This is a genomic window from Novosphingobium sp., from assembly GCF_019748365.1.
Classification (GTDB): Bacteria; Pseudomonadota; Alphaproteobacteria; order Sphingomonadales; family Sphingomonadaceae; genus Novosphingobium.
The window spans coordinates 1-9304 of sequence record NZ_JAIEPN010000149.1 but is presented as its reverse complement, the minus strand read 5'-3'; the positions used below and the strand labels follow the sequence as shown (position 1 = coordinate 9304).

Below are 9304 nucleotides of genomic sequence, written 5' to 3'. Positions count from 1 at the left end.
GGTGGTGGGGCATGCCCCACCACCAGCAGCACCTAAATCTCCACCGAAAATTACACCACGAGCGCGGACGCTAACAACCTACGCGCAGCGATATCGCGACCAATCTGGTGATCAATACCGACCGTAGGACGTATCATATCGAGCTGCGATCCAATGCGCAGACCTATATGGCATCTGTGTCTTGGAGTTATCCGCAAGACGATCTCATAGCACTGCGCCAGGCCGCTATCGCGGAGGAGCGCACAGCACCCATTGCCTCTGGCCTCGACATCACACGACTGGATTTCGGCTATGCCATTTCGGGTGACAAGCCGGAGTGGAGACCAATCCGGGCCTTTGACGACGGTATTCGGGTTTATGTCGAATTTCCCCAGGCTGCCGCCCAGACCGAACTTCCACCTCTGTTCGCAATAGGAGCAGGCGGCCGTGCGGAGATCGTCAACTATCGTGTGGCTGGGCGGTACATGATTGTCGACAGACTGTTCCCATCAGCCGAACTGCGGCTCGGAGATGGCAAGCGGCAGCTCAAGGTGCGCATAACATCCGCTCGCAGGAAGACATCATGACGTCGGTGGAATCACCCAAACCGTTGCAGCCCGCCGAGCTGGCGCCGGAAACGGTTGTCAGGCTTCGGCACGATCCGCCGCGCGTCACGCGCCTGTCTAGAAGGGTCATTGTTTCAGCAGCCGGGATCGCCAGCGCAGTCGTGATCGCGACGGCGGTCTATGCTCTGCTGCCGGAGCAGGATGCACCCCCAAGGGAATTGTTCAAGACCGGCGCAGTTGCCCTGCCAGAACAACTCACCAGCGGCCCTCGCGACTATGGCGGGGCGCCCAAACTCGGCCCCCCCCTGCCCGGCGATCTCGGCAAACCGATCCTCGATGCCGGCAATCCGTTGCCTGGGGTCGATCCACCGCCAACTGCCATGCCCTCGTTGCAACCATACGCAGTGCCGGAAGTGCAAGCATCCACCGGACAGGCTGACGCATTGCGGCAGCAGCGCGATGCCGCCCGTGCCAGTCAGCTGTTCTTTCCCAGCCGGGCACAGCCAGAACCGCAAGCCGCCGGCCCTTACCCACCTGCTTCGGACGCCATGACAGGCCAGAACCGATTGGCGGCGACCAGCAAGGAGGACTCAGATGGCCGGCTCGGTACACCAGCAAACCCGAGAGTCATTCAGGCAGGCACAGTGATTGCTGCGGCGCTGATCACCGGAATCCAGTCTGATCTGCCGGGCATGGTCATCGCGCAGGTGACAGAAAATGTCTATGACAGCCCTAGCGGCAGCATGCTGCTTATTCCCCAAGGGGCCCGGCTGATTGGCGATTACTCGGCAGATGTCGGTTTTGGGCAGAACCGTGTCCAGCTTCAATGGACGCGCCTTATCATGCCTGATGGCCGATCCCAGCAGCTTGCAAGCTTCCCGGCGACGGATACTGCCGGATACTCCGGACTGAAGGACAAGACCGACTACCATTGGGCAGGCGTGTTCAAGGCTGCGATGATCTCGACCCTGCTGGGCGCGGGCGCAGAATTCGGGGCAGGCGACGACAGGAATCTGGTCCGTGCCTTGCGCAGGGGCTCGCAAGACAGCATCAACCGGGCCGGCGAGCAGATTGTTTCGCGCGAGTTGAGCATTCGTCCGAGCCTTACCATCCGTCCTGGATTTCCAGTCCGGGTCATGGTGACCCGCGATCTCATAATGGACGACGCACGATGACCAGAATTTCACTTGCTGATATCACCGACGAGAAGCCCGTGAGGCTGACTGTGGAAATGCCCGCAAAACTGCACCGGGACCTACAGGATTACTGCATTGCGCTGAGCAAGGGCGCGACGGCAGCGGTCCCCTCACCCGAGCGGGTCATACCGGCGATGATCGAACGGTTCATTGCATCTGATCGCTCCTACGCCCGGGAAAGAAGGCAGCTCCGCCGCCGATAATCGCGCGAGCCGGTCTAAGGCCAGGCCATACAACTGCGCCTGCCTGTTGCCTCAGTGAGTCCGAGCTCTAGCGGCGGCGGGTTTCCGGTGGACGCAGCCGGATGGCAAGCGACAGGACGGCAGGCCACAATAGGGTGTTGAGAACATCCATCGACGTGTCCGGCCACCGCCACGACCCGTAATGAAGCCGGTCCATGATCTCATTGCCAAGTTCGGCAACAACGACAAAAGCCAGCGGAACGAGAGAACCCAGCGACTTTCTGGTCAGAAGCCGGGCGAGCAGCAGGACCGCCATGCCGGCATGAATGTGCAGGATGGTATCGGGCAGACCGGTTCCATCCCCGATCCATTGGATAAACTCGATATAAAGGGACAAAAGATCTGAACTTTGGCGCGTCATCGGCAACCATCCTGTCGGTTTCAGGCGCACAACGGGCATTTGTCTCTCTGGCGCTCACATAGGGACGAACAGGGCCAAGGTCCTGAACGGAGGCGGCCTATACACGATTGCGGGGCTCTGGGCAGCAGAACTAGGCGGACCCAGCGCCAGAGCGGTCAGCCATGACCTGCGCTGTCGATATCGGATCCGATGCTCTTCTGCTGCACGGGCTGCGGATTACCGGCCCGATCACCGACTGCAGGACCACCAGCAACGATGCTTCGCAGACTGTGCAGCAAGGGGTTGGTGTTGCCAGGGCTCCAGTACAGCGCATGCCCTTTGCCAACAGGCCTGTAGCCGCCCGCCTCGAGCGACGGCTGAGCAAAGATCTGGCTCGACCAACGTACGTCGGGGTGACCTTCGGGCGCAATCACTGCATCTACATATTTGGCTTCAAGTACGGCGAACAGGGTCTCCGGTCTGCGCTCGTGTCCTTCCAGGCGTACATCCGGATGCAGCGTGAGAAAGTCGCAAACGGCCTGGCGGCCTGCCCCAGAAAACAGATCTCCGACATAGCCGAGCGAAAGTCTGGGCATGGCAGCACGCCGGAGGGCCAGGGCCTGCTGCTCCAGTCGGCCCGCGCGATCCAGCAGCTCCCTGGCTTCCGCCAGAAACAATCGAGCACGCGGGGTGGGCCTGGCTCCGCGCGTTGTCCGTTCGAAAAGTCGGAATCCCAGCTGATCTTCGAGCCTTGCAACCTTGCGGCTCAGCGTCGACTGCTTGACCTGGAAACCCCCTGCGGCCCGCGAAAAGCTGCGCTGTTCGGCTGCGGCCAGAACATAGGCGAGATGACTAAGGTCAATCATGCGCACATGCGGCCATGCCGCAGCAGGTCAGGTGAAAGGCTGGCGTTCATGGTTCACCACAATTTCATCGACTTGCAGCCCTTGCCAAGCCGCTCAGCTGAAAAACTCAGGCCTGGCCGGGCTCGGTTGCGCCGACCGATGGCATCCCCCCGCATCTCGCCGAAAATCCGCCGATGGCGCTGCTTTGGTCCGCAAGAACTGCCGTGTTCGCACCTGAATCTGGCGAATCGCACAACACTGCGTTTGTTTTCGGTCGTCGCGGTCCACGACGCTGGTCATTTGCACCTTGTTGGCGGGGGAACCGTCAGCTTCAGGCAGTATGCCCGACAAAATCTGGCGGAAACAGTTCATACTCGCCGCATCATCGCCTTGCGCACTGCATTTTTTCAGACTGTCCGCTTGCGTGACTCGCTTGGCAACGGACTGCTGCTAAGTCCGTTTCGCCGGGTGCCGTGAAATAGCGCCAGATGCTGAGAGCCGGGGGGCCTGTGGCTTTAAGCCCGTTGGCCGGCAGCGCAACTGGGGCAAATAGCGGGCCTTCATGTGCAGGAGGTTCCAACACCCGGCCCCTGTTTTGACCTTTCGGCAGGGATTGCTTCAGCCCATAATTCGCGCAAGCGTCGATGTGTTGCCGGTCGTTCCGGCAGCGGGGCGTGGAAACCCCTGTACACTCGCCAGGTAGAAGCAGGTTGCTGGCTCCGAGCCGGCATGATTCATCTCAGGCGGCATGGATGCAAGGCGAGGCATTTGCCACGCCTGTCTCCCACACAGGCTTCCTGCCTGCCCGATCGGCAGGCTTTGAAAGCGCCCCTCACCAAGAGGGATTGCTGCTGCCATGCCTGATCGCCCTTCCTGCTCGATGCCGCCCGAAGCTCACCAAGCCTCGGCAGCGCAATCCGGCCTGGAATTGCTCTATCGAAATCATTGCGAATGGCTGCGAAGGGCTTTGCGCTACCGGCTGCGCGGAGCGAACATCGAGATCGAGGATGTCGTGCAAGACACCTATGTGCGCATCACCCGCTATGACAGCAGCAAAGCGCAGCATAAACCGAAGGCCCTGCTCTTGCGTATCGCGCTCAATCTGGCGCGAGATCAATTTCGCCGGCAGTCGCGGCAGGCGGCCAATGACGTTTGCGCTCTGGAAAACGTCTCAGAGGAGGGTGATCAGGAATATCTCCTAGCGCTCAAGGAAGCGATTCTGGGATTACCGCCTGATTTGCAAAAGGTGTTCCTACTGGCGCGATTTACGCCATTGTCGAACGCACAGATTGCCAAACAACTGGGTGTATCTGTAAAGACGGTAGAGTATCGGATGCACCAAGCCATGATGCTCTGCTCGCAAAGGGTTGAACGATGAGCACCCCGTTTTCCGAAGAACCGGGGTCTCCATCAGATCGTAGCGAAAGCGAAGCAGCTACCTGGCTCGTACGCCTGAATGCACGGACGGTCGATACTACCGAACTCGAGGCGTTCTTTGCCTGGCGCCGCAGCCCCGCCAATGCAGCGGCCTATGACCGACTGGAGGCACAATGGCGGGAGAGTCGGCGACTGGCAGACGATCCGGATATTCAATCTGCCATTCGCGTCGCTCTGGAACCCGGACCAACAAGATCCAGGCGGCTGATCGCTATAGCACTCGCTGCAGGCATTGTGTCGCTGCTCGCCACCATGGCCTTCCTGTACCTTTCACGAGAAGCGGTTTTCGAAACCGACATCGGCGAGCAGAGGCTCGTCCGACTCGACGATGGCAGCAGGATCCATCTGGATACTGGCACCAGGGTCCGCATCAACAACGCGAACAGGCGTGCTCTTATGCTCGACCGCGGCAGAGCATTATTTGATGTCGCCCGAGATCCGTCTCACCCGTTCACCGTAACCGCCGATGGCACGGAAATTCTGGCCTTGGGCACCCGTTTCGAAGTCGAGCAAACTGCCTTGGGTGTGTCGGTTGCCTTGCTGGAGGGGCATGTTCGTGTGCAGAAGGAAATTTCCGGGGCTGAGATTAAAGCTCTGGACCTCTATCCAGGGCAATCGGTGACAATAGGGCGGACAGGTCCAGGCGAGGTGCGTCCTGCCAACCCGGACATTGTAACCGCCTGGACCGAGGGACGCCTCGAGTTCAATGAGACTCTCCTTCGTGAAGCAATTGTCCAGGTCAATCGCTACAGCCGCATGAAACTTCGGATCAGTACCAATCGCTGGGCAAACGAACGTGTGACGGGCAGCTTTGCCGTGGGCGACACCGCAGCCTTCGTGGATGCCGTCACCGCACTTTATCCTCTTGTGCCGATCCAACGTCCCGATGGCACGCTGGAGTTGCAGGAGCGATAGCTTGCCATTCGGGAAAATATTGGCGAGGCTTTAGGGTCACCCCCCCTCCGGATCGTTGAATACAGAGAGGGGGTCATCAGCAAAACCGCGAACTCCCTGGAACAACGATATGGGAGGCCCTGCACATGACTTGCCGACGAGCATCAATAACAGCACCATGGCGGATAATGGCGCCGGTTTTGTTGGCGAGCAGTGCGCTCACAGTTCTTGCAGCCGCGCCGCTGCACGCAAAGACTCAAGCCGAAGTCTTCCAGTTCGACATCCCTGCCGGCTCGCTGGATCAGTGCCTCCGCCGCTATATTGCACAGACTGGCCGGCAGCTGCTGTATCCCTCGGCACTTGTGTCGGAACGCCAGGTGCGCGGCATAAAAGGCGAAATGGATGCAGATCGGGCCCTGCAGCTGCTGCTCGCGGGTCAACCCATCTCATACCGCAAACGCGGTCGCAACGTCATCGTCCTGCTGGCTGCCAAGCCGCCCGCTCCCAGCACCCCTTCGGTCCGCAGGCCGCGGGAAACCACACGGGCAAAACCGGCCGCATCCCTGCCTCAAGCACCCGTCCAAGCCGATGAGCTGCAAGAGCTGCCTATCGTTGTGCGGATTCCGACGATCGCGCGCATGTATTGCGATCTGATGCCGCGCAGCGTTCCGATTTGATCGCGCGCAGGTAAAGCACCTGATCGTTGGTATCTATTCGCACTATGGTTTGGCGTTGGTCAAGCGGCGGCACGCTGAGCCAGGCGGCGCATGGATTCCCCGTCGAGTTCGAGCCTGTGGGCGTTGTGGACGAGACGATCGAGGATGGCATCGGCGTAGGTGGGATCGCCGATGAGATCGAACCAGCGCGCGATGGGAAGCTGGCTTGTGACCAGCGTTGAACGCCGACCATAGCGATCCTCGAGGATCTCCAGCAGATGATGGCGGGCATTGCCATCGAGCGGCTCAAGACCCCAGTCATCAAGGATGAGCAGGTCCACGCGGGCCAGGCTCTTCATCCGCGCAGCAATGCGGCCATCACCCTTGGCCAGCGACAGCTCATCGATCAGCCGCGGCAGCCGCGTGTAAAGGACCGACCGATTGTCACGGCAGGCCTGATGCCCGATGGCGCAGGCCAGCCAGCTTTTACCGACCCCTGCTGGCCCGATGATCGCGCAGTTTTCATGGGCACCGATCCAGTTGCCCTTGAGCAGCATCTCGAACAGCCGCCGGTCAAGCCCGCGTGTGCTGCGATAATCAACATCCTCAGGCACGGCATGATGGCGTAGTTTTGCCTGACGCAGCCGCAGGGCAAGGCGGCGGTCATTTCGCCATGTCGTCTCATGATCAAGCAACAGCGCCAACCATTCCGCATGGCTCAGGCTGGCGGCCTCGCCATTGCCATCGAGGTCGGCAAAGGCATGAGCCATGCCCGTCAGGCCAAGCTGGTTCAACTGATCAAGTGTAGGGTGTTTGAGCATCCTTGCTCCTTTCAGTGGTAGTATTGAGAGCCCCGGATATTGTCGTGCAGGATCGGCTCGCGCTCCGGGGCTTTGGACACGGGCACCTTGTCGAGCCCCTTTTCGAGGATCGATTTTACAGACGGATAATTGCGCGCGCCGATCTCCAGCGCGCGAAGCGCAGCCGCTTCAAGGCGCTCAGCGCCAAAGCGCTTGCCCAGGCCAATGATCCCCAGGCACGAACGGTAGCCTTGCTCGGGATGCGGCCGGTCCTCGATGATGCGCTCGATCAGCAGCGACAGCATCGGGCCGATCCGGCCCGCCTCCTCCTGGATCTTTGCCGGTGTCCAGTCGAGATAGCGCCGGTGGCTCGACGGCATGTGCTCGGGCACGGTCGTGTGCCGACCATTGCCACTGCCGCGCATGTGCACCGCGATCCGCTCGCCGCCGAGGAAGATCTCGACGCTGCGGGCCGTGTAACGCACCTCAACCTCGCGCCGCGCGTAGCGATGGGGCACGGAGTAATGATGCTGCTCAAGCGCGATATGGTAATCGAGCCCAACCCGGCAGCGCTTCCATTGTGCATGAACCCACGGCTCGGCCGGCAGAGGCTTCAGGTTGGGAGCATCGACCTCCTCGAACAGCTGTCGGCGCGTTCGGCCGAACTGGCGAAGCACGCGGCGCTCATTCAGATCAGCAAGGCAATCGGCAATGGCAGCATTGAGCTCGGCCAGACTGTAAAAGATGCGATTGCGCAGACGGCCCAGCACCCAGCGCTCGACGATCCTGACACAGGCCTCAACCTTCGCCTTGTCCTTGGGCCTCCTCGGCCGCGCCGGCAGCACTGCCGTCCCGTAATGCCGAGCCATGTCCGTGTAGCTGCGGTTGATCATCGGATCGAAGTGGCAGGCCTTGATCACCGCGACCTTGGCATTATCCGGAACCAGCAGCTGCGGCACCCCGCCGAAGAAGGCAAAGGCAGCATTGTGGGCCTCGGCCCAGTCGGCAAATTGCTCGGTCCAGGTCGCACACGCAAACGACAGGCTTGAGCCGCCCAGAACAGCGACGAACAGGTGCGCATCGCGGGTCTCGCCGGTCCTGCGATCCACCACCACCGGCACCGTGTCGCCAGCGTAGTCAACGAACAGCTTCTCGCCGCCAGCATGGCTCTGGCGCATCACCAACGGCAGCCGGCCTTCCCAGCGCCGGAACAGGTCACACCATCGGCTGTAGCGATAGCCGTCAGGGTTCGCCGCGTAGTACTCCTCCCACAGGATCTGCAGCGTCACGTGCTTGCGCTTCAACTCACGCGCCACCACCGCCCAGTCGGGCTCCGGCAACTTGCGGCGCCCGGGCTTTACCCCTGGCACGCCGTAGAGCCGGGACTCCAGGTCGCTGTCCGTCATCTCAGGCTGCACCGGCCAAGTCAGCCCCGACCGACTGAACCGCCGAAGCGTATCCCGGACCGTCGTCGATCCGACCCCGACCCGCTCGCCAGCTACCCGCGTCGAAAGCCCGCAGTCCAGGCTCAGACGCAAAATCTCGCGCACATGGCGCATCGCAACTCTCCTCGTCGGCATGCATTCCTCCAACCGCTGTCCGGCCGAAAGAATGCTCCAACGATCAGGTGAGCCTAACCTCAAACTGCGCGCCATCACCTCGGAATGCTGCGCGGATAATTCTCGGAACGCTGCGCGCCATCACCTCGGAATCCCGCGCGCCATCAAATCGGAACACCGCGCGCGATCACCTCGGAATCCGCAATCGTTGTGACGGGAAGCAACATCCGGTCATCCGGAGCAGGTGTTTCGCCACTGATCGAACTGTCCGCAGAGGATATCGAACGGACAGGCAGCGGCACGATTGCAGAAGCGCTGGCTCTGCTACCGCAGAATTTTGGCGGGACTGGCAACGAGGATACCAGCCTGACCGGCAGTGACCGGACCATCAACAATCTGGGACTGGGCGCAAGCGTCAACCTGCGCGGCCTCGGTTCCGATGCGACCTTGACCCTGGTAAATGGCCGCAGAGTAGCTGGCTCTGGTGGCCGCGGCGACTTCACGGATCTTTCGACCATCCCCCTTGGTGCGGTAGAAAAAATAGAGGTGCTCCCCGATGGCGCCTCAGCTCTTTACGGCTCGGACGCTGTTGGTGGGGTGGTCAATCTGCTGCTGCGGCGAGACTATGACGGGGCGGAAACCCGGTACCGGATCGGAAGCGTGACACGGGGGGCCAGCCAGGATGTCCAGTTCGGCCAGCTCATCGGCACACGCTGGGTCACGTCCGTCAATGAGGTGTAATTTGGGGTGTGGTCACCGGGCTGCATGGTCAGGCGGCCTTGGGTGTAAT

Annotated in this window: 11 protein-coding genes and 1 pseudogene; 8 read left to right on the top strand and 4 right to left on the bottom strand. The window is 61.0% G+C overall.

What is annotated here, in order from left to right:
* Nucleotides 1–74: 74 nt before the first annotated feature.
* The 3 genes and pseudogenes from K5Q19_RS16715 to K5Q19_RS16705 form a co-directional block, all read left to right on the top strand.
* Nucleotides 75–566, top strand: a pseudogene (locus tag K5Q19_RS16715) (TrbG/VirB9 family P-type conjugative transfer protein); the annotation flags it as partial.
* On the top strand, nucleotides 563–1720 hold the full coding sequence (locus K5Q19_RS16710; RefSeq protein WP_181266957.1) for a TrbI/VirB10 family protein: 1158 nt from the start codon (nucleotides 563–565) through the stop codon (nucleotides 1718–1720). The pseudogene K5Q19_RS16715 and the gene K5Q19_RS16710, both read left to right, overlap by 4 nt.
* The gene (locus K5Q19_RS16705; protein ID WP_273304324.1) at nucleotides 1717–1944 is read left to right on the top strand and encodes a DUF2274 domain-containing protein; all 228 of its coding nucleotides are present in this window, start codon (nucleotides 1717–1719) and stop codon (nucleotides 1942–1944) included. The genes K5Q19_RS16710 and K5Q19_RS16705 overlap by 4 nt, the downstream gene beginning before the upstream one ends.
* A 67-nt stretch (nucleotides 1945–2011) precedes the next feature.
* Here K5Q19_RS16705 and K5Q19_RS16700 read toward each other — a convergent pair whose 3' ends face one another.
* A complete protein-coding gene (locus K5Q19_RS16700; protein ID WP_292947565.1) occupies nucleotides 2012–2383 on the bottom strand; it encodes a hypothetical protein in 372 nt (123 codons plus the stop codon).
* A 116-nt stretch (nucleotides 2384–2499) separates the two neighbouring features.
* Nucleotides 2500–3189, bottom strand: coding sequence for a LysR family transcriptional regulator (locus K5Q19_RS16695; RefSeq protein ID WP_181266960.1), 690 nt, complete (start codon nucleotides 3187–3189; stop codon nucleotides 2500–2502).
* Here K5Q19_RS16695 and K5Q19_RS16690 point away from each other — a divergent pair.
* The 4 genes from K5Q19_RS16690 (at nucleotide 3172) to K5Q19_RS16675 (ending at nucleotide 6176) form a co-directional block, all read left to right on the top strand.
* On the top strand, nucleotides 3172–3645 hold the full coding sequence (locus tag K5Q19_RS16690) for a hypothetical protein (RefSeq protein WP_292947560.1): 474 nt from the start codon (nucleotides 3172–3174) through the stop codon (nucleotides 3643–3645). The genes K5Q19_RS16695 and K5Q19_RS16690 overlap by 18 nt on opposite strands.
* Nucleotides 3646–4024: 379 nt before the next feature.
* A complete protein-coding gene (locus tag K5Q19_RS16685; protein ID WP_181266962.1) occupies nucleotides 4025–4546 on the top strand; it encodes an RNA polymerase sigma factor in 522 nt (173 codons plus the stop codon).
* A complete protein-coding gene (locus K5Q19_RS16680) occupies nucleotides 4543–5520 on the top strand; it encodes a FecR domain-containing protein (protein WP_273304320.1) in 978 nt (325 codons plus the stop codon). The genes K5Q19_RS16685 and K5Q19_RS16680 overlap by 4 nt, the downstream gene beginning before the upstream one ends.
* Nucleotides 5521–5687: 167 nt before the next feature.
* Complete coding sequence (locus K5Q19_RS16675) at nucleotides 5688–6176, top strand: STN domain-containing protein (protein WP_273304318.1); 489 nt, start codon at nucleotides 5688–5690, stop codon at nucleotides 6174–6176.
* A 59-nt stretch (nucleotides 6177–6235) separates the two neighbouring features.
* Here the strand turns inward: K5Q19_RS16675 and istB are convergent, their stop codons facing one another.
* Both istB and istA read right to left on the bottom strand, forming a co-directional pair.
* The gene (gene istB, locus K5Q19_RS16670; protein ID WP_273304316.1) at nucleotides 6236–6976 is read right to left on the bottom strand and encodes an IS21-like element helper ATPase IstB; all 741 of its coding nucleotides are present in this window, start codon (nucleotides 6974–6976) and stop codon (nucleotides 6236–6238) included.
* Nucleotides 6977–6987: 11 nt separating this feature from the next.
* Nucleotides 6988–8514, bottom strand: coding sequence for an IS21 family transposase (gene istA, locus K5Q19_RS16665; RefSeq protein WP_292947553.1), 1527 nt, complete (start codon nucleotides 8512–8514; stop codon nucleotides 6988–6990).
* Nucleotides 8515–8724: 210 nt separating this feature from the next.
* Here istA and K5Q19_RS16660 point away from each other — a divergent pair, with 210 nt between their 5' ends.
* A complete protein-coding gene (locus tag K5Q19_RS16660) occupies nucleotides 8725–9255 on the top strand; it encodes a TonB-dependent receptor plug domain-containing protein (RefSeq protein WP_273304315.1) in 531 nt (176 codons plus the stop codon).
* Nucleotides 9256–9304: the final 49 nt, after the last annotated feature.